The organism is Niallia sp. HCP3S3_B10 (genome assembly GCF_052064465.1).
GTDB classification, from domain to species: domain Bacteria; phylum Bacillota; class Bacilli; order Bacillales; family Cytobacillaceae; genus Niallia; species Niallia hominis.
Genome location: NZ_JBQHVO010000026.1, coordinates 1 through 25,671, shown reverse-complemented (window position 1 = coordinate 25,671; position 25,671 = coordinate 1). Strand labels below are relative to the sequence as shown.

General features: G+C 33.9%; 28 protein-coding genes. 26 read left to right on the top strand and 2 right to left on the bottom strand.

Annotation, left to right across the window (positions count from 1 at the left end; genetic code table 11):
• Positions 1–116: 116 nt before the first annotated feature.
• From ACTNDN_RS12780 to ACTNDN_RS12725, 12 genes are all read left to right on the top strand, one after another.
• On the top strand, positions 117–836 hold the full coding sequence (locus ACTNDN_RS12780) for a YebC/PmpR family DNA-binding transcriptional regulator (RefSeq protein ID WP_031538040.1): 720 nt from the start codon (positions 117–119) through the stop codon (positions 834–836).
• Between the two features lie 256 nt (positions 837–1,092).
• Entirely contained in the window at positions 1,093–1,407 is a 315-nt protein-coding gene (locus ACTNDN_RS12775) for a tail fiber domain-containing protein (protein WP_328283833.1), read from the top strand.
• A gap of 2 nt (positions 1,408–1,409) precedes the next feature.
• Positions 1,410–1,574 (top strand): hypothetical protein, encoded by a 165-nt coding sequence (locus ACTNDN_RS12770; RefSeq protein WP_155986756.1) that lies wholly within the window; start codon positions 1,410–1,412, stop codon positions 1,572–1,574.
• 171 nt (positions 1,575–1,745) lie between these two features.
• Positions 1,746–1,910 (top strand): hypothetical protein, encoded by a 165-nt coding sequence (locus tag ACTNDN_RS12765; protein ID WP_155986755.1) that lies wholly within the window; start codon positions 1,746–1,748, stop codon positions 1,908–1,910.
• Positions 1,911–2,058: 148 nt separating this feature from the next.
• Positions 2,059–2,565, top strand: a complete 507-nt coding sequence (locus tag ACTNDN_RS12760; RefSeq protein ID WP_031538038.1) for a type II toxin-antitoxin system PemK/MazF family toxin — start codon at positions 2,059–2,061, stop codon at positions 2,563–2,565.
• A 725-nt stretch (positions 2,566–3,290) separates the two neighbouring features.
• Positions 3,291–4,328, top strand: coding sequence for a serine hydrolase domain-containing protein (locus ACTNDN_RS12755; RefSeq protein ID WP_235247646.1), 1,038 nt, complete (start codon positions 3,291–3,293; stop codon positions 4,326–4,328).
• A gap of 565 nt (positions 4,329–4,893) precedes the next feature.
• Positions 4,894–5,340, top strand: a complete 447-nt coding sequence (locus tag ACTNDN_RS12750) for a DinB family protein (protein WP_235247645.1) — start codon at positions 4,894–4,896, stop codon at positions 5,338–5,340.
• Positions 5,341–5,514: 174 nt separating this feature from the next.
• Positions 5,515–6,240, top strand: coding sequence for a hypothetical protein (locus ACTNDN_RS12745; protein WP_235247644.1), 726 nt, complete (start codon positions 5,515–5,517; stop codon positions 6,238–6,240).
• 254 nt (positions 6,241–6,494) lie between these two features.
• The gene (locus ACTNDN_RS12740; protein WP_441131295.1) at positions 6,495–6,959 is read left to right on the top strand and encodes an HIT family protein; all 465 of its coding nucleotides are present in this window, start codon (positions 6,495–6,497) and stop codon (positions 6,957–6,959) included.
• 60 nt (positions 6,960–7,019) lie between these two features.
• Positions 7,020–7,508 (top strand): hypothetical protein, encoded by a 489-nt coding sequence (locus ACTNDN_RS12735; RefSeq protein ID WP_031538032.1) that lies wholly within the window; start codon positions 7,020–7,022, stop codon positions 7,506–7,508.
• Positions 7,509–7,711: 203 nt separating this feature from the next.
• A complete protein-coding gene (locus tag ACTNDN_RS12730) occupies positions 7,712–8,137 on the top strand; it encodes a hypothetical protein (RefSeq protein ID WP_031538031.1) in 426 nt (141 codons plus the stop codon).
• A gap of 271 nt (positions 8,138–8,408) precedes the next feature.
• Positions 8,409–8,831 (top strand): VOC family protein, encoded by a 423-nt coding sequence (locus tag ACTNDN_RS12725; protein ID WP_031538030.1) that lies wholly within the window; start codon positions 8,409–8,411, stop codon positions 8,829–8,831.
• Positions 8,832–9,012: 181 nt separating this feature from the next.
• Here ACTNDN_RS12725 and ACTNDN_RS12720 read toward each other — a convergent pair whose 3' ends face one another.
• Entirely contained in the window at positions 9,013–10,344 is a 1,332-nt protein-coding gene (locus ACTNDN_RS12720; protein WP_031538029.1) for a methyl-accepting chemotaxis protein, read from the bottom strand.
• Positions 10,345–10,717: 373 nt separating this feature from the next.
• On the opposite strand from ACTNDN_RS12720, the gene ACTNDN_RS12715 reads away from it, so the two are divergent.
• The 14 genes from ACTNDN_RS12715 to ACTNDN_RS12650 all read left to right on the top strand — a co-directional run bounded on the left by ACTNDN_RS12715 (position 10,718) and on the right by ACTNDN_RS12650 (position 24,605).
• The gene (locus tag ACTNDN_RS12715) at positions 10,718–11,113 is read left to right on the top strand and encodes a VOC family protein (protein WP_031538028.1); all 396 of its coding nucleotides are present in this window, start codon (positions 10,718–10,720) and stop codon (positions 11,111–11,113) included.
• A gap of 18 nt (positions 11,114–11,131) precedes the next feature.
• Positions 11,132–11,725, top strand: a complete 594-nt coding sequence (locus ACTNDN_RS12710) for a kinase (protein ID WP_081836652.1) — start codon at positions 11,132–11,134, stop codon at positions 11,723–11,725.
• Between the two features lie 239 nt (positions 11,726–11,964).
• Positions 11,965–12,171 (top strand): helix-turn-helix transcriptional regulator, encoded by a 207-nt coding sequence (locus tag ACTNDN_RS12705; RefSeq protein ID WP_235252741.1) that lies wholly within the window; start codon positions 11,965–11,967, stop codon positions 12,169–12,171.
• A gap of 30 nt (positions 12,172–12,201) precedes the next feature.
• Positions 12,202–12,576, top strand: a complete 375-nt coding sequence (locus ACTNDN_RS12700) for a hypothetical protein (RefSeq protein WP_031538025.1) — start codon at positions 12,202–12,204, stop codon at positions 12,574–12,576.
• 175 nt (positions 12,577–12,751) lie between these two features.
• Positions 12,752–13,513, top strand: a complete 762-nt coding sequence (locus tag ACTNDN_RS12695) for an AAA family ATPase (RefSeq protein ID WP_268817972.1) — start codon at positions 12,752–12,754, stop codon at positions 13,511–13,513.
• A gap of 175 nt (positions 13,514–13,688) precedes the next feature.
• Entirely contained in the window at positions 13,689–14,357 is a 669-nt protein-coding gene (locus ACTNDN_RS12690; protein ID WP_441131294.1) for a Type 1 glutamine amidotransferase-like domain-containing protein, read from the top strand.
• A 483-nt stretch (positions 14,358–14,840) separates the two neighbouring features.
• Positions 14,841–15,749 (top strand): DNA/RNA non-specific endonuclease, encoded by a 909-nt coding sequence (locus ACTNDN_RS12685; RefSeq protein WP_441131293.1) that lies wholly within the window; start codon positions 14,841–14,843, stop codon positions 15,747–15,749.
• Positions 15,750–15,982: 233 nt separating this feature from the next.
• Complete coding sequence (locus tag ACTNDN_RS12680) at positions 15,983–17,116, top strand: tyrosine-type recombinase/integrase (protein WP_031538021.1); 1,134 nt, start codon at positions 15,983–15,985, stop codon at positions 17,114–17,116.
• A gap of 74 nt (positions 17,117–17,190) precedes the next feature.
• A complete protein-coding gene (locus ACTNDN_RS12675; protein ID WP_031538020.1) occupies positions 17,191–19,329 on the top strand; it encodes a tyrosine-type recombinase/integrase in 2,139 nt (712 codons plus the stop codon).
• Positions 19,322–19,717, top strand: a complete 396-nt coding sequence (locus ACTNDN_RS12670; protein ID WP_031538019.1) for a DUF6262 family protein — start codon at positions 19,322–19,324, stop codon at positions 19,715–19,717. The genes ACTNDN_RS12675 and ACTNDN_RS12670 overlap by 8 nt, the downstream gene beginning before the upstream one ends.
• 206 nt (positions 19,718–19,923) lie before the next feature.
• A complete protein-coding gene (locus tag ACTNDN_RS12665; RefSeq protein ID WP_031538017.1) occupies positions 19,924–20,289 on the top strand; it encodes an ArsR/SmtB family transcription factor in 366 nt (121 codons plus the stop codon).
• Complete coding sequence (locus tag ACTNDN_RS12660; RefSeq protein WP_035416501.1) at positions 20,282–22,696, top strand: heavy metal translocating P-type ATPase; 2,415 nt, start codon at positions 20,282–20,284, stop codon at positions 22,694–22,696. The genes ACTNDN_RS12665 and ACTNDN_RS12660 overlap by 8 nt, the downstream gene beginning before the upstream one ends.
• 78 nt (positions 22,697–22,774) lie before the next feature.
• Positions 22,775–23,392: a CadD family cadmium resistance transporter gene (locus ACTNDN_RS12655; RefSeq protein WP_031538015.1), complete on the top strand. Its 618-nt coding sequence runs from the start codon at positions 22,775–22,777 to the stop codon at positions 23,390–23,392.
• 169 nt (positions 23,393–23,561) lie between these two features.
• Positions 23,562–24,605, top strand: a complete 1,044-nt coding sequence (locus tag ACTNDN_RS12650; RefSeq protein ID WP_031538014.1) for a flavin-containing monooxygenase — start codon at positions 23,562–23,564, stop codon at positions 24,603–24,605.
• A 918-nt stretch (positions 24,606–25,523) separates the two neighbouring features.
• On the opposite strand, the gene ACTNDN_RS12645 is transcribed toward ACTNDN_RS12650, so the two are convergent.
• The coding region (locus tag ACTNDN_RS12645) for an IS3 family transposase (RefSeq protein ID WP_441131306.1) at positions 25,524–25,671 on the bottom strand (148 nt) is incomplete at its 5' end.

The following is a 25,671-nucleotide window of genomic DNA, read 5'->3' as shown; positions in this document are numbered from 1 at the left end:
CTTTAAGAAATGGCAGGTAGATAAACGCGAAATACAATCAATAAAAGTTGAAGAAATGCTGTGTTTTTATCTATAATAAATAAGTTGAATGTATAAGCAGAAAGAGAGTGTTCATAATGGGTCGTAAATGGAACAATATTAAAGACAAAAAAGCTTCAAAAGATGCAAATACTAGTCGTATTTATGCAAAATTCGGCCGTGAAATTTTTGTAGCGGCAAAACAAGGGGAACCAGATCCAGAATCTAATCAAGCGCTAAAAGTTGTCCTAGAGCGCGCAAAAACATATAGTGTACCAAAACATATTATTGACCGTGCAATTGAAAAAGCAAAAGGCGGTTCCGAAGAAACATATGATGAGCTTCGCTATGAAGGCTTTGGTCCTAACGGTTCGATGGTAATCGTTGATGCTTTAACAAATAACGTAAACAGAACAGCTTCAGATGTTCGTGCCGCATTTGGTAAAAATGGTGGAAACATGGGAGTAAGTGGTTCCGTTTCTTATATGTTTGATGCAACAGCCGTTATTGGGGTAGAAGGAAAAACAGAAGAAGAAGCATTAGAGCTTCTAATGGAAGCAGATGTAGATGTACGCGATATTATGGAAGAAGAAGATTCTGTTATTGTATACGCAGAGCCAGATCAATTCCACGCTGTACAAGAAGCATTTAAACAAGCTGGTGTAACAGAATTCACCGTAGCCGAGCTAACAATGCTTGCACAAAACGATGTAACATTAGATCCAGACGCACAAGCACAATTCGAGAAAATGATTGATGCGATTGAAGATTTAGATGATGTGCAGCAAGTATATCATAACGTCGATTTAGGCGAGTAAGCTAGATAAGGATAAGGGAAAACTCACTTTTTGGTATGGAATTGGAACCATACAGAAAGGGAGTTGGAGCTTAAGCTACGATATACTATATCAAAAATCATAATATTTATGATGATAAACTAAACTCATTTTTTGTATGAAATTAAATTCATATGGAAAGTGGGTTTTTTGTTTGTTATTAGATGATGTATACTGAGCTGTTAGAGTTACAGATCACGCTGGATACAACGAAGGTAATGGAGTTACTTATAGACCAATATATGCGAGCGAATTCAATCCAGCATCTAGTGTACTTTATAAAGACAATATCGAACCATTCTCAGAGAGTGGTATGGATATTGTAAAAGATCATCCGGTATTCACATATTTCTTGAAAAGTGATTTAAATGAAGGTATATACGACAATAAACAAATAGGTTTTATTGCAGAAGCGGCACCTATGCTTAGAAAAGGTGACACAATTAATATGTATAAAGGTTTATCTATGAACAGGAAAGCTACTCAAGAACTAATAACAAGGTTAGAAGAAGCTGAACATAAAATTGCTGATTTAGAAATGGCGGTGAATTGAAAATGGCTGAGAAAAAACAAGTTACTGTAAATGAACAAATCGTAATGGGGAATCTTGCTCAACAATTGGCTAATTTACAGGTGACCTTAGCAATGAAAGACGCATACATACAAGATTTAGAAGGACAATTAAATGAGTTGAAACAAACAAAGGATACTACTAAATAAAAGTATCCTTTTATTACTTGAAAGGAGTATTATAGATGCCTAATTATCCTTATCCAACATTAGGGACAAATATAAATAGAGATTACCGAAACCTTTTTAATGATAATTTAAAACGTATTGAAGTACCATATAAAAAATGTTCAATCATATGGAGAAGGTTTTCAAGCTCAAGTGGATAAATTAATTAATGAAAATCCTCAACCTTCAGAAGTTGTCGATTTACGAGTTAGTTTGAAAGGACTTGTATATCCTACTGCAAGGGTTTATATAACTTCTTTAGAGCAGCGTATCGAAGAACTTGAAAACACAATTAGTGAAATGGTAAATAACGAATAGCATAAAAAGACTCGGAGTTAAATTTCCAAGTTCTCAAAGATTTCCCCGGAAACCGCAACAACTGACAAAATGTTCTTTATTTCGAATAATTTCCTCCCTGCTATTCTCTTAATATGGTAAAATATAGAGAAATATGGGAGGTAAAGTTATGCCGTGGAATAAAAATGAGAATATTAGACAATCAGCAGAATGGTTATCTGAAAAATACAAATTAATGGATGATAAAGAAAAAATGCTAAATTCACATGCCAGTAAACCAAAAGTAAGAGGTAAAAAGCCACCAATTAGAGATGTTTTTCGTGGTGGAGTGTATTGGGTCAATTTTGGGAAAGGTAATTTGGGTGCTGAGAAAAATAAAACTAGACCTGCAGTAATAGTCTCTCCTAATCACTTAAATACTGGGGAAACTGTAGTGGTTATACCTATATCTACAAAATTCCCTTATAGTGTGGCTCATGGAAAGAAAATACCTAAGTATAAAAATCATTTCTTTTTATATAAAAATAAATACAAGGAATTAGAAGAATTATCAGCTATAAAATGTGAAGATATTAAAACTATAGACATTAGTCGTATTGGTGATTTGATATTTAATATTGAAAAGAAAGATATGAAATTATTGAAGTCCAGATTAATGTATATGTTTGGATATTAAATCTTTGACCGCCTAGCATAATATTGATAATATTGAATAAAATAATAACGTACTCTTTCATAGATAGGATATATGTTTATCTCTTGACATAAAGAAAGTTATTGTTTATTATTAGAGTATAAATTATGTTAGATCACCTTGTCGTGATCGTCTGACACCTATCTATGATAGGGTGTATTGTTTAATGGCAGTTGTTGTCATTACATTTAAAAGGACTCTTACCTTAACTGGTGGGGGTCTTTTTATTTTAAATTATAGAGAAAGGGGAATATAACCTAATCCTCATGAAAAAATGTCTCTTTTATCTAGCTTTAACTTCCAAAGAAAACCTATTATCATTAACGACTAGATAATTTAAATTATAATAAATGTTAATAACTTCATACACTAAATGATTAGTGAAAACATTGATATAGTAATATAAATAGCAGCCTTAATTTAGATGATGTGCAGCAAGTATATCATAACGTCGATTTAGGCGAGTAAGCTAGATAAGGATAAGGGAAAACTCACTTTTTGGTATGGAATTGGAACCATACAGAAAGTGGGTTTTTTGTTGTTTGAAGAAGAATATTTAAGCATATTTAAATTATTAATTTCCAAACTACACATAAATGTGTACGATTCTTGTTCAATAAACAGAGCAAAATTATTTTTCCAAATATATGTATAAGAACGTATATTCGTGTTATAGTTTCATTATAAAGTTATCTGGGGTGAGAATGATGAACTTACGAAACATCCATATGGAAGAACGAATGGAATATTATAATGTAAACGGTTTAAGTATTGCATTATTCGAAGAAGGTCAAATCAGTGGAACAAAAAACTATGGTTTACTTGAAGTGAAAAGCGATAGAAAGGTAAGTGATGATTCTATTTTCAGTGCATGTTCCATTAGTAAGTTCCTGACTGGAATAATAGCAATAAAGTTACTGGATGAAGGGCTTCTTGATTTAGATGAAAGTGTAAATGAAAGACTTGTAACGTGGAAAGTGCCTGAAAATAAATATACAAAAAATAAAAAAGTTACTTTAAGAAACTTACTTAGTCATCAATCGGGAATCAAGGACCCTGAAGGTAGTTTTTTTGAACAGAATTTAGATATAGGGTTTCCCTCGATGGTTGAATTGTTAGAGGGAAAATCCCATTATTGTAAAGTTCCTATTGAGGTGCAATTCGAGCCAGAAAGTGAATTTCATTATTCTGACGCGGGCTATTGTATTATTCAGCAACTAATAGAAGATGTAACGAAAAAGCAGTTTAATCATGTGGTAAATGAGCTAATATTTAAGCCATTGAAAATGGAAAATAGCTATTTAAATACAACGATGTTCGAGATAGGTAAAAAGGAGTTTTCTTGTGGTCATAATAAAAACGGTAAGTTGGTAGAAGAAAAATATCCTATCTACCCTTATCCTGCAGCTGCAGGATTATGGACGACTGCATTAGATTTAGCTACACTAGTCCTTGAGTTAATGAATGCATTAAAAGGAGAAAGTAAAATTGGAATTTCAAAAAGATTAGCTAAAGAAATGATAACTTCTCAAATAGGAAAAAGCTGGACTGGATTAGGTGTATTTTTAGATGGTTCCGAAAAAGAATTAGAAATTACATCTATGGGATGGGGAGTAGGTTTTCAATGTATGATGGTGGCGTACCCACACATAGAGAAAGGTGCCGTTATTATGACGAATGCAGAATTAGGTGTGCATCAATTGAAAGGGATTATTGGAGAAATTTATAAATCTCTTTTATTGTAATAAGCGTTAAATGTCTTATTGAACTAGCACTTTCTTTATTATTCCCAATAGGTTTTATCATAGGATTAAGTTTGCTTTTAGTAGGAATATTTAAGAAATCAGATACAAATAATTCCATGTGATAGATATTTGATTAAAGGAAATTGACATAAGTTGTTATTCTTTTTTTTGATTATTTCAGTAACTAAAGGGGTTAGTTGAAATAATAGAAATATAAAAGGGGAAGATAAACGATAATCAGGTTCTTTCAGTAGTATAAGATTTTGTGAAATGATGTACTTAGAGTAACGGAGGCCTTTCTTTAAAAAGAAAGTATATTTAATATATTGATAGTTCCTAATATTCCTAAAAAAGTTAGAAGAATTTATTTGTAGATGATTGTATCTGAAAATATAGTATGAATGGGAGTAGCAAACACAAGTTTTGCTACTCCATCTTTATCTAGGAATTCATTTCTCTTTGGACTAACAGGGTAGCATGGTTGAATAAGCTGAATTTTCTTGTTATTATAAAAGTGAACATACGTTCGTTTGGTTTTTTCCTAACTTTTGGGGGGGCTTAGAAAATGAATAAAATCAATCAATATGAAGACATAATTGAAAAATTATTTGAATTAAAGGACTATCCTGAAAAAATCCTTAATGAACCTATTTCAGAAGGAAAGTGGTCCATTAGAGAGATAGTGGGACATTTGTTTTATTGGGATAAATTTATATTAGAAAAGATGGTACCTTTGATGGCTAACGAGATGGTTTTACCGCCTTTTCCCAATCACGATTTACATAACAAGGAAGCTGTCGCCCATTTAAAGAAATATAAAAATGTTAGGGAGATAATCGACGATTTCGCAAAAACACGGAAACAATTAGTGAAAGAGTTAAAAGAGCTTGATAGGGATATCGAATTTCATATCGAAAATGAGCCAAACTCATTTTCACCAGAAAAATTCATTGAAATATTTTTGGAACACGATATCCACCACTTAAACCAAGTGAAAGAAAAACTTAGATAATTAATGCTCTTTTAGCATAGGAATCTTCAAGGTTTTACTGGAATAGAATTGGAAAGTTAAAGAAGGATATTCTTAAAATGAGCAGAGTAGATAGGTTGTAATCTTCCGAGTATGGTTTTGTTATGTAGATTTAGGTTATTTAATGTACATAACTAAAAATTGGATGGGATTTAAATGACGATTAGTCTAAGTTTTGTTTTTGCAATTGGCTTTATTTTTATTCATTTCTTTTCTAAAGCAATGAAGTTTATCAAAGATTCACCTAGAAGTAGGTTTCTCTCCATTGCGGGAGGGATTGCTGTTTCTTATGTATTTATCCATCTATTGCCCGAATTAAGTAAACATCAAAGAGTATTGGAGCAAGCAGGAGCTAAAGGAGTCTTTCACCTATTTGAGAATCACGCCTATCTGATAGCTCTACTGGGATTGACTATTTTCTATGGACTAGAAAGAATGGTGAAGAATTCAAAAAAAGAAAGTGGTATGAAAAAAACGAAACCCGGTGTATTCTGGATTCATATAACATCTTTTTTTGTATATAATGCGCTAATAGGCTACCTTTTGATTAGAGAAACATATAAAAGTCATTGGGGGATGTTTTTCTACTTCTTAGCAATGGCGGTTCATTTTGTTACCAATGATCACAGTCTAAGGAAAGATCACAAAGAAATATATGACCATTTAGGAAGATGGTTACTGACATTGGCAATATTATTAGGATGGGTAGTTGGAGTATTTACAGAATTAAAAGAAGTTTATATCTCATTGCTCACAGCATTCTTGGCAGGTGGGATAATATTAAATGTACTAAAGGAAGAGTTGCCAGAAGAAAGAGAGAGCAGTTTCGTTGCTTTTTTTCTTGGTTTGGTGAGTTATTCTGTCTTGTTATTGCTTATTTAGCATTTATAAGGGGGTACATTAAAGAGGATTAGTCCCTTATATGTCGAATTAAAAGCATTATGAGATTGAAATGGATGGAAAGATCTAGGATGTATGAATAGCCACAGTAGAAGTAAGAAAAAAAGTTTGTGAATAAAGCATAAGGTGCGTTATTTAAATAAAAGGTAAATTATTACAACTAGAGGGAATATGAGCCTGGGAGAAAAGGTCTCCTTTTTATTTTTACTATTAATTTTCTTAAAAGGGGAATTAGAATGAATAAAAGTTGTTTTATCTGTAATAAGCATGTTGGCAATATCAAAACTTCGGGAGTAATGATTTATGAAGATGATTATGTATATGTTGGTCATATCGATAGAAAGGGAAAGCTAAACTATTTAGGTCATATTATGATTGATTTAAAAAGACATACTCCCTCACTTGCAGATATGACAGTAGAAGAAGCAAAGGCATTTGGAGTAATAATGACAAGAGTTAGTAAGGCTCTTAAGGAATCAGAAAACGCAGAACATATCTATTCACTTGTTTCTGGTAACTCTGTTCAGCATCTCCATATGCACATTGTGGCTCGTTATCCAAATACACCAAAAGAACATTGGGGACCAATGGAAGTTTATGATTGGCAAGATGCTCCAATGGGAGACAATGATCAAGTTGTGAAACTATGCAATCGAATAAAATTACATATAGAAAATAATTCATATAATAAACAAGCTTAGCGATGTATTATTAGATTTATTCAGGATAACATATTATTAAAAAGGAAAATAATACAAACGATGATTTTTCTATTTATTTCCATTATTTTATTTAATTTAATTGCCTTTCAAAAAAATAAAATAGCTAGCATGAATGCAATGTTTAGTATTTGGATATTTACCATTGCATTTCAGAACGTTTTTGATGTGATGGTCGAATTCAAGTACCATGGATATTGGTATTTTGATAAAGGTATTGATTGGCTTGGTGTCCTTGCACATACATTACTGATTCCTCCAGTAAACATCCTATTTTTAAGTTGGTTTCCTTTTGTATCCGATTTGAAAAGAAAGGTAATTTATATTGCTAGTTGGACAGTGGGAGTTATCATTTATGAAGCACTTGTTTTACTTCCAGAACCTTGGGGATATTTCCATTTGGGTTGGTGGCATTTATGGTATGAATTAATTGTTGTACCTATCCTTCTACTTATCTTATTAGTTTATTATAAATGGATTGGAAAGTTAGAAGTGATACTATTGGAAAGTTATAAGTATAATAAACAGTAATACAATTTCAGTAGGATGTAATCTTTTTAGGGAATTTAGCGATGAAAGGTTAGCTGAGGGAACATGGTTAAAAAGATAATGATAAAAGAAAACTCACTTTTTGTATGAAAAGGTCATACGAAAGGTGGGTTTTTTGTATAAAAAAAGAGTTATAATGGATGGGAAATATTAACTGAAGGAGTTTTTCAAAAAGGAGGAAAAGTATGAAAAAGCTTAACTTAAAAGTATGGATTCCTAGCATTGCTATAGAAGGAGCACTAGAATTAGTTGAGTTCAAATACTCAAAGGGCTTACAAATAACGTTAGAAGATATTCAGAATAATACTTATCAAATACAATTTAATAAAGAAAAGAATGGAAATTATATTTTAGCCTGTAGATTTGCAGATGAAATGAAGCGGAGTGATTTAGCAGAACCAGCTTTTCAGGCTCGTAAAAACGAAGTGGATACAGTCAGAAAATCATGGTCCTTATATAAGGCTATAAATTCAGATTTTGTAGATTGGTATGATCAACTACCTGGTCCAGGAAGTGAGCATTATCATATAGACCATTATATTATTGTTACCTCGGATGAAACCTTTGAAATTTTGAGTGAAGTAGAACCAACCATCATTAAATTAGCTTAAAAAAAGGTGTTAGATTAAAACTATTTAAAGATTCTCGTTATAAAAAAGAGCAGTTTTACAAGTGTTCATGAATCTCCTTAGCGAAAATATAAAACGTAGGAATGATATCAGGCCAAATTATAATATATGATCCAAACTCACAATTAATCACCTAACCAAGCAAGAATGTTAGCCAAATTGATATAGTGTAAATTGCTAAAAGAAAAAGGATATCTTTTCCTTTTGTCGAATGAAAGTATGAATCTTATATTATCCCAAAAGGAGGATCAAGATGAATACAATCATTCACAGAGTTGGAACAATCTATCTACCAGTTGAGAATCCAGAGTTAGCTTCAAACTGGTATCAAGAAAAATTAGGTGCAATTGAAAATTTCAGAAATGAAGAGAAAGCCATTCTGGATTTTGCGAATCAAAGCTTCTTTCTTGTTAAATCGCAGAAAGGAGAAAAAGCAGCCTTTCAAGATGGCAAAGATAAGGAGCATTTCTTTCTGACATTTGAAGTAGACGGTATAGAAGATTTAAAGAAACTTCATTACGTGTTAATGGAAAAAGGTGTAACGGTAGGGGATATAGAGGATAGAGGACATCCAGGTAATAATTTTGTCTTTTTCGATATGGATGGAAATAAATTTGATGTATGGAGTGAGTTAAGTCCAAGTTTTAAAGAGAAATACTTGATTAGTCAGGATTAATGAAAAATTCCAATTGAAGCTGTCTTTTAGATATTAAAGAAAGGAGACGATTAAAGATTGCGTTTTGTTTCCTTTAACTAAAAAGGTTTAATTGCACCTTGTATAACACAGAAAAAGAGACCAGGGTCCCCACCAACCTGGTCTCTTTTGTTTCAGTGTTTTGAATGATTTTGAATCATTATTAGGAAATCTTAAACTTATTAATCTGCTTATTTAATCTACTAGCTAAAATGTCTAATTCTTTGGCAGCACTAGCAATGGTTTCAGTTGATAGTAACTGTTCTTTTCCTGTTGCGGATATTTCTTCTGTACTTGCTGCAAATTCCTCCACACGGGATGTTAAATCTTGAATTTGATTCGACACCGTTTGCGAACTTCCATTAACCGTCTTCATAGCAGTTGCAGTTTGTTTAAAGCCGTCTACAATTCCTTCATACATTGTTCTAATTTTATCAAAAGCTTTTTCCGTAATATTTAATGCATCTCTTTGTTCATCGATTAATTTATTGGATTGTTCAATATTTGCAACAGCTAAATCGGTTTTCTCAGAAGTCTTTTCGATAATAGATGTTATCTCTCTTGCTGAATGGGAAGACTGTTCTGCTAATTTCCTTATTTCATCTGCTACTACGGAAAATCCTTTTCCAGCTTCACCAGCTCTGGCAGCCTCTATAGAAGCATTTAGTGCCAATAAATTCGTTTGTTCTGCAATAGAGGTAATAATTCCAACAAATCCTGTAACTTGATGAATCATTTCTTTTAGTTCGTTAATAGAATGATTAACTTCATTTGATACAAGAAGTGTTTCCTCCATTTTCCTCGTTTGTATATCAACGCTTAATTGGCCTTCATTGATAGAATCCAATGAATGAGTAGCTTGTTCTGCGTTTTCAGATGTTTTCGCAGCTATTCCATCAATTAAAGAAACGACATCTGCTAAAGTCCCGCTAATTCCACTCATGGTGTCTGCTTGTTCGGAATTTCCGAGTGCTAGCTGATCTATTGTATTAACGATTTGTGTAATGGAGCTCACATTTTCATCTGTGTTTTTAGTAAGGTGATTGGATTGATTAGTAACCGTGGAAGACACTATTTGCAGTTCGGAAGTAATATTCTTAAGTGCTTTTCTAGTTTCATATAGTGCTCTTGCCATATTCCCTGTTTGGTCTTTTATTTCTACTAATTTTTCTAAGTCATCATCTGTATCAGCCAAATCTAAATCGGCTGTTTTCTTTGCAAATTCCGTCACCTTCACAATCGGTTTTTCGATTGCTTTGCCTAAAATATAAGATAAGATAATACCAATAATTAATGAAATAATTAATCCCCATAATATGGGTGTAGGAATCATAAAGCCAGTTTGCATTGGCTGTGCCGCGCCAATACTTGGATCAGCAGTAGCTGTATCGCTGCCACTCCCATTCATAAATAAAGAGGCACTTACATTAATAATAGCTACTAACACTGAGTTTAATAAAGATAAAAGGATAATCTTTGTTGATATTTTTTTCATATAGTTATGACCGCCGTTTACAATTTAATTTTTGAATGACCAATATAATTATATTGGAATTTCTTAGATGTAAAATATATAATATTCAAAAAGATTATATATTTCTAGCCTAATCATTAGGAAAATAGTTATCTTGTTTTTCCAATTCTCTTTAAAACTTGCTAAAAAGTCTTCCGCGATCCTCCTTAATGTGAAAATCTGAGTATAAAGTCCTGTTTATGGTTCTTATTATTACTATTTAACCTTAATTTATCCTTAAGAGAGAATATAGGCGGAAGTCTGATAGTAGGAAATTAGTTGAAAAAGATAGAATAGTGCGGAGAAATAATTTTAAAATAAGCAAATATGGCAACTAATACAACGAGGTGAGTAAATGTTTTTTGAAATGACTTATCAAATAAGAGTATCGGATATAGTGAACGGAATAAAGTGGTACAGTACTTTTTTTCAAAGGGAACCGGATTTTGTTCCCCATGAAGGGTTTGCAGAATGGGAAATACTGCCGGGATGCTGGCTGCAAGTGGCAGAAGGTATTCCATCCGAAGGAAGCGGACCGCTCCGCTTTGCCGTAAAGGATATTAACTTCGAGCAGGATCGGTTAAGGAGCGAGTTAGAAATAGAAGGTTTACAGATAGAAGGGAGGGCAGAGGTGCCAGTTAGATGGGGAACTTTCCAGGATCCATGGGGAAATCAGATTGGTTTGTTTGAATACAACGATAAAGAGGAAGAACGAGAACGAATGATGGCTATTTTAAGCAAACAGCTGTAAAGGAAAAGAGGGACTAATTTGCAAGATAAGATAAATGCTATAGTAGAAAACATGCTACCAACGGCAAAAGGGAAAAGAGTAGTCGTAGGTATAGACGGGCTAAGCCGGTCTGGAAAAACAACCATGGTAAAAAAACTAGAAGCAAGTCTCCTTGAAAGAGGACTTTCTGTGAAAGTTTTACATATAGATGATTATATTGTAGAAAGAAATCGGCGTTATCATACTGGTTATGAGGAATGGTATGAATACTATCATTTACAATGGGATGTCCAAGCATTACAGGAAAAACTTTTTAAAAAGCTCAAAAATGCAACAGAAATACAGTTGCCTACATATAATTCCCAATCGGATACCCAACAAATAGAAATAATTTCATTGTTACATACTGACTTAATCATAATGGAGGGAGTTTTTTTACAACGAATAGAATGGAGAGATTTTTTTGACTTTATTCTTTATTTAGATTGCCCAAAAGAAATTAGGTTTTCACGAGAAAGGAAAGAAACGCAGCTGAATCTAGATAAATTCAAAAATAGGTACTGGAAGGCAGAGGATTATTATATTGAGAAAGAATGTCCGAAAAAACGCGCAAATATCGTATTTCACGTTTAAGGGAAAAGGGCGACAAGATAGGGCAAGTGATTTTTTTTTTGCAATATGGTGGATTCTCCTCATTGTTGCCCCTTTTTTGGCTGTAGAAGAGTAAAGAGTGTCCTCTATTGGGAAAGAAGAATAGAAGAGTGCAAAGGAGATAGACTTTGTATTAAATAGTCATCACTAGAATGTAAAGGTAACTTGACGTTAAGTTTCCTTTACATTTATACTGTAAAGGAATATAGGTGGTGATGAATTTGAAAAATAAATTAAGTGAACATAGAAAGCAATTTGGTTTGTCTCAAGATAAATTAGCTGAAAAGTTAGGTGTTTCCAGACAAACAATTATTTCAATTGAAAAGGGGAGATACAATCCATCCCTCCCTTTAGCAATGATGATCGCCGAAATATTTCAAACAAATGTGGAAAATATTTTTATCTTAGAAGAAGGAGATTATAAATAAATTTTGCTTACAAATTAGGAGGGAGTATATATGAAATCAAGGTTAGGTTATATAGTCATTGGTTTTCTTTTATTGATAGAAAGTGGTTATTTCCTATATGGTGGAATGACAGGTGATTTTCCATTATCTCCAACTTATGCACTAATTCTTGCGTTATCTGTTATGTTTCTTTCTCTTGGTTATTTGCATCCACAATTTAAGAATAAAGATGAAAGAATGAAAGTAATACGAGAAAAAGGAATGTTTTACTCCTATTTTATTATAATGTTTTATTTTTTTCTGTTTATTATATTAATTCACTTTCAAGTTATTAGTATAAGTGCAATGGGAATTGTTTTAATTCTTGCTGCACTTACTATTATGACAGTCTTCCTTTCGATGGTTGTTTTATCTTTGATTTTATGATGAGGGGATTAACTAATAATGAAAGTGGCTGCTAATTTCCTTGTTGTTTCATATGGATTCTATTTCATGTAAATTTAACGATTTATGGTAAAATAAGGTTATGTTTTAACGGGAATATAAGTTATTTGACTGAAGAAGTTAGTTTTTATTCAGACAGAATGAGGTGATTTTTTTATTGAAAACGTTAGAGCAAGATTCTCAGTACATTAGGTCTGTAAGTCTTAAAAGAGACCATATTTTATCTTATGACAACTTTCCGCTTAATCTGCCAACTATTCAGAACTTAAATGAATTACAGTTTCATCCTAATGTTACTTATATTATCGGTGAAAACGGAATGGGAAAATCAACATTACTAGAGGGGATTGCTATTGCATTAGGATTCAATCCAGAAGGCGGCACATTGAATTTTCATTTTTCGAGTTATGACTCTCATTCAAATTTAGACGAATACTTACGTTTAATCAAAGGAGTAAACCGGCCAAAGGAACACTTTTTCTTTAGAGCTGAAACTTTTTATAATGTAGCAACCAATATAGAAGATTTAGATAAAGAAGAACCATTTTTGGGTCCCAAAATTATAGATTCTTATGGAGGTAAATCACTTCATGAACAATCCCATGGAGAATCATTCTTTGCCGTATTTAACGAGCGTTTTCAAGGAAATGGTTTATATATTTTAGACGAACCAGAAGCAGCCTTGTCACCCTTAAGACAAATGACGATGCTGGCTAGAATCAATGAACTTGTTAATAAAGGATCTCAATTTATCATCGCTACCCATTCGCCGATAATTATGGCATATCCAAATGCTAAAATCATCCAAATTACAGAAGAAGGATTAAGTGAGTCTAAATTGGAAGATACTCAACATTATTCTATTATGAAACAGTTTTTTGCAGATAAGAACCGAATATTACACCACCTTTTCAATTAACAAGAATTTATAGCATAGGACAGATTATACTTATCTAGTATTGGATAGATAAGTTAACTAGGCATCTGAATAGCAATGATTCAATTAAAATGTTCGAATTGTTCATTAAGCTAGGGATGCAATCCTAACAATCTAAACAAACTTGACAATACGAAGCAAAGACAGGAGTGAGGTTATGAAATTTCTGCTTACATCTGGAGGCGTCAATAACAAAATCATACACGACGCACGGGTTGATATGCTAGGAAAGCCGATTGCTGAGGCAAACGCTCTGTGCATTCCCACAGCGATGTATGGACATCCTTGGGTTGGCCCTGGAGTCAAAGCATGGCAGTTCATCAGTGGAAAAGAAGAGAATCCCATGGTCAACCTTGGCTGGAAGTCAGTTGGCGTGTTGGAGCTTACAGCACTTCCAAGTATCGACGAAAACCAATGGATACCACTTGTTCAAGAAACAGATGTACTGCTAGTGTCAGGCGGCGACGCCCTTTACCTGTGCCACTGGATGCGTCAATCTGGACTGGCAGACCTTTTAACATCACTGAACTCAGTTTATGTGGGAATGAGTGCTGGGAGCATGGTTTTGACACCTAGAATAGGAGAATACTTTGTTGGCTGGACTCCACCAAGTGGAAGTGATGGAACACTGAGAATAGTTGATTTTTCCATTTTTCCGCATCTAGATCACGAGATGCTGCCAGGAAATACCATGGCTGCTGCAGAGAGATGGGCAGTCGAGATACAGGGACCTGCATATGCAATTGATGATCAAACTGCAATCAAAGTAGTTGACGGAGCGGTAGAAGTTTTATCTGAAGGGCAATGGAAACTATTTACACCTTGAGCATGATATACGCCCGCTTCTTTAAATAATTTCATGGAATAGTGGGATAGTTCGACATGTTTGGTGGCGTTGCTGTGTAGCTTACCTAGCAAGGGCGGATGATCATAACTCAGCAACTACTGTCTAAATTCAATAGTAGCAAATGGTGCTGAATTTTTTAACGCTCATTCAGAATTAATAGATCCTTTAAAATAGGGAAGATTAGAGGCAAAAAACAAAAGAGACCAAAAGGAAGTAACTATCCTTTTTTGGTCTCTTTTATTTTTATAGGGATTTCATAAATTATGCTTCATTATTTAAATTGCTATTTAAATAGAGCAAGCCTTTTTTGAAAAGATAATCTTTCACACTTCCAATAAATATCTGCTGAAATAATGCTAATCTTAGAATATACTATTATCATTGGGTTAATGTTGTTAATTAATCCTAACATTCCAAGATTTTTAGCAGGAATAATATAAAACTACCATGGGAGAGCATAGAATGAACAAAAAAATGAACTATTTAATCGTGATTTTAATGACGATTGTTATGGTTGGTTGTGCCAATGTAGAAGATACTTCAAATAAAAATGGAGAAACAGAAATACAAGAAGTAACCACTGTTAATACAAATGAAAATAGTGAAGAAGAAACGAGCACGAAGGATGACGATGAATCAGTAGTAGAAGAGACACAAACCGAGCCAAATAATGAACTGTTCGCAGGGTATAAACTTATGGAAGTTGATGGAGGAGATCTGTCTGGACACCGTGAATCAAACGTTGTCGTTGACATTGGTTATGGCGACCGTGAATATTGGGCATTTACCAATGAATACGGGCAATTAGTACGTGTTGTAGCTGATGAAATCATTCTTCAAGATGACGATAATGAACCTGTATTATCTTCTGGCAGATACTATCCCGACGAGGCGAAGGTTCCTGGTGTGGAAAGTGATGTTTTAGATGAAGGACATATCATTGCCGATTCACTTGGAGGGGTCTCAAATGCTTATAATATTACCCCACAAGATAGTACGCTAAACCGACATGGTGATCAAGCTTATATGGAAGAAGTGATCCGCAAGGCAGGCGGAGCGACAAATTTTGAAGCAATTATCACCTATCCGAATACAGAAACGCAAATTCCCTCCAGTTATCAGTATACCTATACAATAAAGGGAAATGTCATTACGGATTCATTTGACAATGTGAATCCTGATGAAGTAAACGAATCTCTTGGTTTAACAGATAGTGAGCCTACCGATTCAAGTAGTTCCAACACAAATGAGGATATTTCCAGCATTGATACAAATGGAAATGGTATGGTGACAATCGCAGAAGCAAAGGCAGCCGGTTTCAGTATGCCAATAACAAGTGATCATTGGTTAAATTTAGATATTAATTCATAGGATAGTTAGTCTAATATGAGGGCTGGTTATCCATTTTTATTTACATAATTTATTGGATAAATAAAGGTTGAAAATATTGTATTAATAGTTTAATATGAAACCATAAACAAGAACATTTGTTTGTATTGCTGGAGGACGTAGCCTCGGTGCGAGGACCTTAAAGAAACAACAATAACGGTAAACATTATAAGTAGCAGCACTATCGTAAATTTCAATTGGTTGGAGATGCTTTTATGAAGGTAGAACAAATATTGATTGGGAATAGAAAAGTATATCTGCTTATTGATTCAAATGGAACGCCAGTTAAACCCGTTGCGAAGTATATGAAATTTCACTATAACAAGGAGAGTAGTAGCAATACTTTACAGACTTATTGTACAGCTTTGAAATATTACTTTACATACTTAGAACAAACAGAAATTGATTATCAGCAAGTTAGCTTTCAAATAATATCTGACTTCGTTGCTTGGCTCAGAAATCCATATGAAAGCAATAAAGTAGTACCTCAAAAAGAAGTTAAGGCTAAACGCAGTGAAAGAACAGTAAACACTTACCTTACGGTAGTGACATCATTTTATGATTATCTATACAGAGAAGAATTAGTTGAATCAAATGTTGTTGAAAAGTTGATGAAGAAGATGTTTCAAGGTGCCAGTGGAAATGGATATAAGGATTTTTTATATCATGTAAATAAAGAAAAACCACGTTTCAAAAATGTGCTTAAATTAGACGAACCTAAAGTAAGAGTGAGGATATTTACAAAGGAGCAAGTTAATGAAATCTATAAATCTACTACTAATCTTAGGGATAGGTTTCTAGTAAGATTGCTTTTTGAAACTGGCTTACGTATAGGTGAAGTTCTTTCCTTATTTCTTGAGGATTTTCAATTTGATGCCATACAAAGGAAGCACAAAATCCAACTAACAGATAGAGGGGAGTTACCAAACGGGGGAAAATTGAAGACTGGAGAACGAAAGATTGACATCTCTCAAGGACTAATGGACTTGTATGATGATTACTTATACGAAGTGCTAGATGAATATAATCCTAACCATAACTTTGTATTTGTGAAGATTTGGGGTAAGAACGTTGGAGAACCTTTAACTTATTCTGATGTTTATGCCACTTTTAAGGAGATAGAAAGAAAAATAGGCCTATATATTACTCCGCATTTATTCCGACATACCCATGGAACCATATTTTATCTTCAAACAAAGAACATAAAGGCTGTACAAGAACGTCTAGGTCATGCACAAATACAAACAACCATTGACCTATATGTTCACCCTTCCGAAGATGATATTCGTAAGGAATGGGAAAAAGCCTCTCATGCCTTTGAAATTAGGCGAGGCGTGGAGAACAAATAGGAAGCGTTTCAAACAGGTTTACTGACGAAGTAGCACCTTTTTAGAGCGATATTAGTATTTTAGGAGGGCAAATATTGGATAATATCATACAGAGTAATTCAATCCTTAAAAGCGAATATTGGGACTTAATCACTTCCACTCTTTCCTCTTACGAGGTTAAAGAAATTTCCAACGATGGAAAAGTAACAAAAAGAGTTGTGAATGATGATTACTTTTTAGTCAATGATATTTGGAATATACACGAGATTGGTAAAATCCCTAATTTTGAAGAGCAATATAACAAGAGAAAAGGAATAGTAAATAACATTTACTTCAACTGCGAAAATCCAAACGTCAACATGGAGATTAAGTTTGTTTACTACAATCAAATTTTTTCAGACCGTTGGGGAATAAGGACTATATTTAAAAGTATCTCAGGCTCGTTAAAAAAACTGGCTGAGTATTTAAACGAAAAGCACCCAAATCTCACTTCCCTTCTTGATTTAGACATCAATAAAGAGCAAAAACTTTGGACCTTTTGGTTGAATGGTAAAGGAGAAAAGACGAGTTACATCAAGAAGTGGAGAGGGAAAGAAATCGTAGCCCGTACGGAAATAGATGGCTTTTTAGCACGGATTTATAATACACTTTTTCAATTAACAGACACCCGTGATGAATGGGAGAAGGACCGATGGGATATACGGGTGCTGTATAAAAAATATGGGATAGGATTCAATGAATCAACAAGTGGTTATCACATTGATTTTTCAAATATAGAGAATAAAAATTTCCGTAAAATATTTAAAGAATATTTAAAAGGTCGTCTAATCAGCGGCAAAAACTTCACCTGGGGTACAGCTCGAAGTTATGGAACATACACTATTCCTTTTTTAAACTCAATTTCAAAACAAAATCCAAAATGGAACGATTTTAAAGAACTTGAAAGAAAACATATAGAAAAGTACATAGAAGAGTTAAATGAATATATAAAGACCAAATTAAATAAGAAAAATTCCAATCCTAAAAAATATGTTCGTCAAGCATTAAAGTGTGTTCGTGCCTTCATAAGAGATCTTCAAATTTTAGAGAAGTTCGAGGATTTTGCACCTGAAGAAATGGTGTTTCGTCTAATATATCCTGAAGACTTTCCTAATCTCCCTAAAAAATCATTGGATGATATTGATTACATACCTGACTATGTATTGGAACAACTGTTTAATAATCTAAATGACCTTCATCCAGATGTACAGCCAATTGTCTGGATTGCTTTCAAAACAGGGCTTCGCATAAGCGATACATTGGGATTAACGCAGGATTGTTTAGGTAAAATAAATGGAAAGTCAAATCTTACAACAGATATTGAAAAGACGTATGTAATAGGTCATAAAATCCCCATTGATGATCATCTAGCGGATATAATTGCAGTTTTAATTGACCGTTCCAAGCAAAACAGCAATGATGATAACAATCCTGAAAGATACCTTTTTGTTCGCTACCGAGGTCCTCGTAAGGGAAGACCCTTTAGTCAGAATTTTGTTCGAGAAGAACTAAACAAATTAGCGTTAAAAAAGAATATAACAGATGAATCAGGAAATTTATTTCACTTCAAAAATCACCAGTTCCGACATACTTATGGAGTAAAAATGATAAATGGTGGAGCTGATATTATAACGGTGCAGGAGTTATTAGCCCACGCATCACCCGAAATGACCATTCTATATGCTCGTCTATTAGATGATACGAAACGTAAAGAATTTGAGAAAGTTGTGAGACAAGGTGTATTTGCCTTTGACTTAAATGGGGAAATTCATCAGGTCTCCGAAAAGGAACAAATCCCTAAAGACATTCTTGATATGTTGTGGAAAGATGAGAAGTTAAATGCCTTAGATAACCCTTATGGGACCTGTCGAGCAAGGGTCAATGGGAATTGCCCATTGGCAGCAGAACCACCTTGTCTCACTGCGAACGATGGAAAACCTTGTTTTGATTTAGCGGTAGGTATGACAAGTTTTGATGTTAAAAAGTACGAACTTCTTATAGAAACTACCACAAAGTGGATTGAAGCATCTAAAGAGTATGGTCGTGAAGATATGGTTAAGGCAAACGAAAAAAACTTGGAAAGGTACCAAAATATTTACGAAACAATCAAAGAAGGTAATGTTATTTTTGGTCGATTTGACCGCATGAAGAGACAATTAGAACGTAAGAAAAAGAAAGGTGTTAGACATGGCTAGTTTTGATCGTGAGGAGCAATTAAGGCGGCTACATGAAAAGAGAAAGCAAGAAACTAAAGATAAGGTTGAAAAAGCTATTAAACGCCTTATAAAGAGTTCTAAGGCAATTAACTTTAATAGCGTAGCGAAAGAAGCTGGAGTGAGCAAAGCAACGCTGTATAACCATTCAGCTCTTAAAGAGCGTATCAATTTCTTACGAAATCAACAAGAAGAAAAGTTTGTAGATTCAAGGATAAAACGGGATGAAAATAATCAAAACGCTGTAATAGCTTCACTTAAAAGAAGGATTGAAAAACTGGAGAAAAAGAATAAAGAACTTGAACTAGAAAATAAGCAATTAAGTGAAAATGAAAAAGAAAAGCTGGCTAACTATTTTGAGAGTATATAATCCTTATTCAACTAACGGGGCAGTTATGTTTAAGATGCTTTAAAATTTGGTTAAGCTCTCTAAAAAGATTGGTTTCTAACATTAGAAACCAATCTTTTTTATTGTAATATTAATATATAATAATCAAACAATCATTTGACTATTTGCTTATGTTGGGATATATTATACTCATCAAACAAACAGTCATTTGAATAAGGAGGGTAATTATGATGAAAGATATGTGTGAAGTTACCTGTATTCACGAAGATAAAGTAAACAGGGCTAAAAAAGACCTTGCTAAACAGAATCCTATGGATGTAGCGAAAGTTTTCAAGGCTCTGTCAGATGATACAAGGGTTAAAATTGCTTACGTTTTATCTTTAGAGGGAGAGTTATGTGTTTGTGATGTAGCGAATATTATTGAATCTTCAACGGCTACGGCATCCCATCATTTAAGATTATTGAAAAACCTAGGTATAGCAACATACCGTAAAGAAGGAAAATTAGTCTATTATTCACTAGATGATGAGCATGTTAAACAGCTCGTAGAAAAAGCCTTCGAGCATCAGAAGGAGGCTACGAAAGTTGGATAATACAGCAAAAACCTTAATAGAAGATAAAAATGTTTATCGTGTGGAGGGTTTCTCCTGTGCAAACTGTGCAGGGAAATTCGAAAAAAATGTAAAACAACTACCAGGAGTACAGGATGCTAAAGTCAATTTTGGAGCTTCTAAAATTGATGTATTTGGAAATGCAACCGTTGAAGAACTAGAAGAGGCTGGTGCTTTCGAGAATCTTAAAGTGGTACCAGAGAAAGCAAGAAGACGGGTCGAACCTGTGGTAATTGAAGATAAAAATGTTTATCGTGTTGAGGGATTTTCCTGTGCAAACTGTGCTGGAAAGTTTGAAAAAAATGTAAAACAACTATCAGGAGTTCAGGATGCAAAAGTAAACTTTGGAGCTTCTAAAATTGATGTTTTCGGAAATACAAGCCTTGAAGAGCTTGAAAAAGCAGGTGCTTTCGAGAATCTTAAAGTATTTCCTGAAAAACTGGCGAATCAAACGACAAAAGAGACCAGAGAGGACAACAAGGTTCAAAAAGAAGAGAAAATACCATTTTATAAAAAACATAGTACATTACTGTTTGCCACATTACTAATTGCTTTTGGTTACCTTTCTCACTTTGTAAATGGAGAAGATAACCTCGTAACTTCCATGTTATTTGTAGGTTCAATTGTAATTGGCGGATATTCACTATTTAAAGTTGGTTTTCAAAATTTGATACGCTTTGATTTCGACATGAAAACCCTGATGACAGTTGCCGTTATTGGAGCTGCCATCATCGGTGAATGGGCAGAGGCGTCCATTGTTGTCATTCTGTTTGCAATCAGTGAAGCTCTTGAACGTTTCTCTATGGACAGAGCAAGACAGTCCATTCGTTCATTGATGGATATTGCCCCAAAAGAAGCACTTGTTAGACGAAATGGTCAGGAAATAATGATCCATGTAGATGATATTGTTGTAGGCGATATTATGATTGTCAAACCAGGGCAAAAAATTGCCATGGATGGGCTAGTTGTTAATGGCTTGTCGGCTGTCAATCAGGCAGCTATAACAGGAGAATCAGTCCCTGTTTCCAAAACGGTAGATGATGAAGTATTTGCAGGTACGCTTAACGAAGAGGGATTACTTGAAGTAAAAATCACCAAATATGTAGAAGATACAACCATTGCCAAAATTATTCATCTTGTTGAAGAAGCACAAGGGGAGCGTGCTCCAGCCCAAGCATTCGTAGATAAGTTTGCAAAATATTACACTCCGATCATTATGGTTATTGCAGCCTTGGTTGCAGTCGTTCCACCTTTATTCTTTGGTGGAGGTTGGGATACATGGGTTTACCAAGGATTAGCAGTACTTGTAGTTGGGTGTCCTTGTGCATTAGTAATTTCTACTCCAATTTCGATTGTTTCGGCAATTGGAAATGCTGCTAAAAAAGGTGTGTTGATTAAAGGCGGTGCCTATTTGGAGGAATTGGGAGCCATCAAGGCAATCGCATTTGATAAAACAGGAACACTGACAAAAGGTGTACCAGTGGTAACAGATTTTAAAGTATTAAATAATCAAGTGGAAGAAAAAGAGCTATTTTCCATTATTACAGCTTTAGAATATCGTTCACAACATCCACTTGCTTCAGCAATTATGCAGAGGGCTGAGCAAGATAATATTCCTTATTCGAATGTGCAAGTGGAAGACTTCACTTCGATTACTGGGCGAGGTATAAAAGGGGTTGTAAACGGAACAACTTATTATATTGGTAGTCCCAGACTTTTTAAGGAATTAAATGTTTCCGATTTTAGCCTTGAGTTTGAAAACAATGTGAAAATCCTACAAAATCAAGGAAAAACAGCCATGATCATTGGAACGGAACAAACAATCCTCGGTGTAATTGCGGTTGCAGATGAAGTACGTGAGACAAGCAAAAATGTGATTCAAAAACTTCACCAGTTAGGAATTAAGCAAACAATAATGCTAACTGGTGATAATCAAGGTACCGCAAATGCAATTGGTGCACATGTAGGCGTATCTGATATTCAATCCGAACTGATGCCACAGGATAAATTAGATTTTATTAAAAAAATGCAATCGGAGCATGGTAACGTAGCTATGATTGGCGATGGCGTTAATGATGCTCCTGCACTTGCTGCATCCACTGTCGGAATAGCAATGGGCGGGGCTGGTACAGATACTGCAATCGAAACAGCTGATATAGCCTTAATGGGAGACGATTTAAGCAAACTTCCATTTGCAGTAAGACTCAGTCGAAAAACGCTAAATATCATCAAAGCTAACATCACTTTTGCTATTGGAATTAAATTAATTGCTTTACTATTGGTTATTCCAGGCTGGTTAACGCTTTGGATTGCTATTCTTTCAGATATGGGAGCTACTATTTTGGTAGCATTAAATAGTTTACGACTGATGAGAGTGAAGGATAAATAGGTACTATATGTGTGAAATTTACGGAAGGGCTTTTCAATTTGAAGAAAAGTCCTACCCTAAAATATTGGAGATGGAAAAATGATCGCAACGATACTGACGGCTGCTGCGGTATATGTAGCAACAGGAATTGATTATCTCGTCATATTAATTCTTTTGTTTTCGCAAGTAAAAAAAGGTCAGGTAAAACATATTTGGATAGGACAATATATAGGGACTGCAATTGTGATAGGAGCAAGTCTTTTAGTTGCACAGGGGGTTGTGAATTTAATTCCGCAGCAATGGGTTATCGGACTACTTGGACTTTTACCACTTTACTTAGGTGTGAAAATATGGATTAAAGGAGAAGAGGATCAAGATGAAAGTAGTATTTTATCCTTATTCTCCTCTGAAAAATTTAATAAACTATTTTTGACGATGACTTTCATCGTATTGGCTTCCAGTGCGGATGACTTTTCCATTTATATACCGTACTTCACGACCTTAAATATGTCTGAAATCTTTATTGCTTCTATTGTCTTTTTAATTATGGTTGGAGTTTTGTGCTATGTCAGTTACCGTCTAGCTTCATTCGATTTTGTATCGGAAACAATTGAAAAATATGAACGTTGGATTGTACCAATTGTATTCATAGGGTTAGGGATTTATATATTGTTTGAAAATGGAACATTTAATGCTTTATTCTCATTCCTATTTTAACAAACGGGTGCTTATCTTAAAAGATAAGCATTTTTTCTTCTTGAATTTATTAAAGACAGAATTGTTGAATAGAACTCTTAAAGTGCTTGAGTATAAATAGTAATTAAATTACGATTGATATATGAGCATGTATTCATATATTAATCATAAAGTATTGGAGAGACGAAAAATGTATGACACAATTGTAATTGGTGCTGGTCAAGCTGGTCTTTCGATAGGCTACTATCTAAAAGAATATAATCATAACTATATTATTTTAGATAAAGGGAGCGAAGTGGGAGAAATCTGGAAAAAGAGATACGATTCTTTAATTTTATTTACCCCTCGAATTTATAACTCTTTACCTGGAATGTCTTTTGAAGGAGATAAACAAGGTTTTCCTACTAAAGATGAAGTTGTTACTTATCTAAAAAATTATGTCGAGAGATATGAGATACCAATTCATTTTCATACAGAAGTTGTAAGCGTCTCTAAGTTGAATGGTAACTTCTTAATAAAAACAAATCAAGGTGAATATCAAGCAAAAAATATTGTTATTGCAACTGGTCCTTTCCAAACACCTAAAATCCCATTATTTTCAAAAGAGATACCATCTACTATTAATCAAATTCACTCATCACAGTATAAAAATTCAAGTCAATTGTTGGATGGGAATGCGTTAGTAATAGGGGGAGGTAATAGTGGAGCACAGATAGCTGTGGAATTGTCTAAGGAAAGGGATACTTACTTAGCAGTTAGTAAAAATCTTAGTTACTTACCATTAGTTTTAATGAGAAAGAGTATTTTTTTTTGGTTTGATAAATTAGGAATATTGAAGGCAAACAGTAATTCGAGACTTGGAAGAATAATTCAAAAGAAAGGAGACCCCATATTTGGCTTTGAATTAAAACGGGCAATTAAAGAAAATGAAGTGAAAGTTAAGAAAAGGGTTATTGGTGTAAACAAAAATAAGATTAAATTTGAAGATAATACAATGATTAAAGTATCCAATATTATATGGGCAACAGGATTTGAAACCGAATTTCCTTGGTTACAAATAGATGGGGTTCTGGATAACGAAGGCAAAGTAATACATAGTAGAGGAGTATCAAAAATTCAAGGGTTATATTTCATTGGTTTACCATGGCAATATCGACGTGGATCTGCTTTATTACAAGGTGTAGGATATGATGCAAAACATATTGTTAAAAAAATAGAAGAAAGGTTATATTAACGAACTGGTGCTTTAGTTGAAGAATGAAATAAAATTGGACCATACATATTAGATATACCTAATATGTATGGTCCTTTTAATTTCAACTGTTTCACTTGCCTAACCTAAATATAACATTGGTTGTACAAATATATGCGCGATAATGATAACGACGGGATGGTAGGAGAATAAGCGACTAGAACTTTAGAAGATTGGAAAACTCCTCCCATACTAGGGGAATGATTTGAATTCATTCATCGAAGCAACAGATAAAAAGTCCAAAGAAAAAGATTGTTAGCACTTTGTGGGTAATAAAAGGGAGAGAAATTAGTAACAGTTTCCATTAGAAAAATAGGAAACAAATTATACGAAAAAATGCAGCTGATACAATCAGTTGCATTTTTTTTATACTTATAAACATATTAATAGTCACCTAATTTGATTTTTGAAAAGCACTAAGTTAGCTCACTTGTTCTGTGTTTGAGTCACCTTAGCTGCAGTTGATTTCACAATGTATGCTTATAATGCTACTATTGTGAATCAAAAATCTGATATGGTTTTCACACATCTTCTTGGAGAAAGGATAAGGTTTAAATTTTTAGAGGGTAAGTGAGAGTGAGGAGGGTTGTAACCTAAGTTATTAAAATATGCATAAGCAGGGAGTATAGAGTGTTTGAAATCCTTCTATATAGGTTTTTGGCACTTTTTATTTATATTTTAATTGGTATGTCAACACTAAACTGAACAAAATTATTAAGGAACACATACCATATAGTTTCTAAATAATTGGTACTTAGACGAAAAACAGTGTGTGCTGTTTGTCACTTGACTCGGAGCCTCTGCGGGCAAGATTATGAGCCAGGAAGCAAGATTTATCAAATAATCTGGCTCAGCCATCAAAGCTATCACGCCCGCCTCTCCAAGTAAAGTGGATGCTTCTTACTTAATATGACTCGTTTTTATTAGATGCTTGCGCTTATATTCTTTAGGGGTTAAATAGTCCAGTGATCCATGAATTCGAATATTATTAAACCAATTAACGTAATCAAATAGCTCTAGATCAAGTTTTTGTTGACTATCGAAAACC

Bases quoted from the DNA above. Each gene is read 5' to 3' on its own strand.
- ACTNDN_RS12780 (WP_031538040.1), top strand. From the start codon at position 117: ATGGGTCGTAAATGGAACAATATTAAAGACAAAAAAGCTTCAAAAGAT.
- ACTNDN_RS12770 (WP_155986756.1), top strand. From the start codon at position 1,410: ATGGCTGAGAAAAAACAAGTTACTGTAAATGAACAAATCGTAATGGGG.
- ACTNDN_RS12760 (WP_031538038.1), top strand. From the start codon at position 2,059: ATGCCGTGGAATAAAAATGAGAATATTAGACAATCAGCAGAATGGTTA.
- ACTNDN_RS12755 (WP_235247646.1), top strand. From the start codon at position 3,291: ATGAACTTACGAAACATCCATATGGAAGAACGAATGGAATATTATAAT.
- ACTNDN_RS12750 (WP_235247645.1), top strand. From the start codon at position 4,894: ATGAATAAAATCAATCAATATGAAGACATAATTGAAAAATTATTTGAA.
- ACTNDN_RS12745 (WP_235247644.1), top strand. From the start codon at position 5,515: ATGACGATTAGTCTAAGTTTTGTTTTTGCAATTGGCTTTATTTTTATT.
- ACTNDN_RS12740 (WP_441131295.1), top strand. From the start codon at position 6,495: ATGAATAAAAGTTGTTTTATCTGTAATAAGCATGTTGGCAATATCAAA.
- ACTNDN_RS12735 (WP_031538032.1), top strand. From the start codon at position 7,020: ATGATTTTTCTATTTATTTCCATTATTTTATTTAATTTAATTGCCTTT.
- ACTNDN_RS12730 (WP_031538031.1), top strand. From the start codon at position 7,712: ATGAAAAAGCTTAACTTAAAAGTATGGATTCCTAGCATTGCTATAGAA.
- ACTNDN_RS12725 (WP_031538030.1), top strand. From the start codon at position 8,409: ATGAATACAATCATTCACAGAGTTGGAACAATCTATCTACCAGTTGAG.
- ACTNDN_RS12720 (WP_031538029.1), bottom strand. From the start codon at position 10,344: ATGAAAAAAATATCAACAAAGATTATCCTTTTATCTTTATTAAACTCA.
- ACTNDN_RS12715 (WP_031538028.1), top strand. From the start codon at position 10,718: ATGTTTTTTGAAATGACTTATCAAATAAGAGTATCGGATATAGTGAAC.
- ACTNDN_RS12700 (WP_031538025.1), top strand. From the start codon at position 12,202: ATGAAATCAAGGTTAGGTTATATAGTCATTGGTTTTCTTTTATTGATA.
- ACTNDN_RS12690 (WP_441131294.1), top strand. From the start codon at position 13,689: ATGAAATTTCTGCTTACATCTGGAGGCGTCAATAACAAAATCATACAC.
- ACTNDN_RS12685 (WP_441131293.1), top strand. From the start codon at position 14,841: ATGAACAAAAAAATGAACTATTTAATCGTGATTTTAATGACGATTGTT.
- ACTNDN_RS12680 (WP_031538021.1), top strand. From the start codon at position 15,983: ATGAAGGTAGAACAAATATTGATTGGGAATAGAAAAGTATATCTGCTT.
- ACTNDN_RS12670 (WP_031538019.1), top strand. From the start codon at position 19,322: ATGGCTAGTTTTGATCGTGAGGAGCAATTAAGGCGGCTACATGAAAAG.
- ACTNDN_RS12665 (WP_031538017.1), top strand. From the start codon at position 19,924: ATGATGAAAGATATGTGTGAAGTTACCTGTATTCACGAAGATAAAGTA.
- ACTNDN_RS12655 (WP_031538015.1), top strand. From the start codon at position 22,775: ATGATCGCAACGATACTGACGGCTGCTGCGGTATATGTAGCAACAGGA.
- ACTNDN_RS12650 (WP_031538014.1), top strand. From the start codon at position 23,562: ATGTATGACACAATTGTAATTGGTGCTGGTCAAGCTGGTCTTTCGATA.